The 383-nt window shown below is 55.1% G+C and carries 1 protein-coding gene; it reads left to right on the forward strand.

What is annotated here, in order from left to right; all coding sequences use genetic code 11:
- The coding region (locus FDX01_RS23390; protein ID WP_249360864.1) for a DUF1073 domain-containing protein at nucleotides 1–383 on the forward strand (383 nt) is incomplete at both ends.

The following is a 383-nucleotide window of genomic DNA, read 5'->3' on the forward strand; positions in this document are numbered from 1 at the left end:
GGCGCGTATTGCCCGTATTTATGGCACGTCTGCGGTTGCCATGCTGGTGGACAATCAGGAGCCTGCGACGGCGCTTGATTACCGCACCCTGTACAAACACAACGTGACTTTCAACATTCTCGACCCGATGAATACCGCCGGGAGCATTGTCCTGAATCAAGACCCCAACGCTGCTGATTTCCAGAAGGTTTCCGGCATCACGGTTGCGGGGAAGGCGTATCACAAATCTCGTTGCGTGGTTCAGCAAAACGAAGACCCGATTTACCTGGCCTACAACCCGGCAGCATTCGGGTTTACCGGGCGCAGTGTTTACCAGCGCGCTCTGTACCCGCTGAAGTCGTTTATCCAGACCATGCGCACCGACGACATGGTTGCAGTAAAAG

The organism is Citrobacter sp. wls613 (genome assembly GCF_005281195.1).
Lineage (GTDB): Bacteria > Pseudomonadota > Gammaproteobacteria > Enterobacterales > Enterobacteriaceae > Citrobacter > Citrobacter gillenii.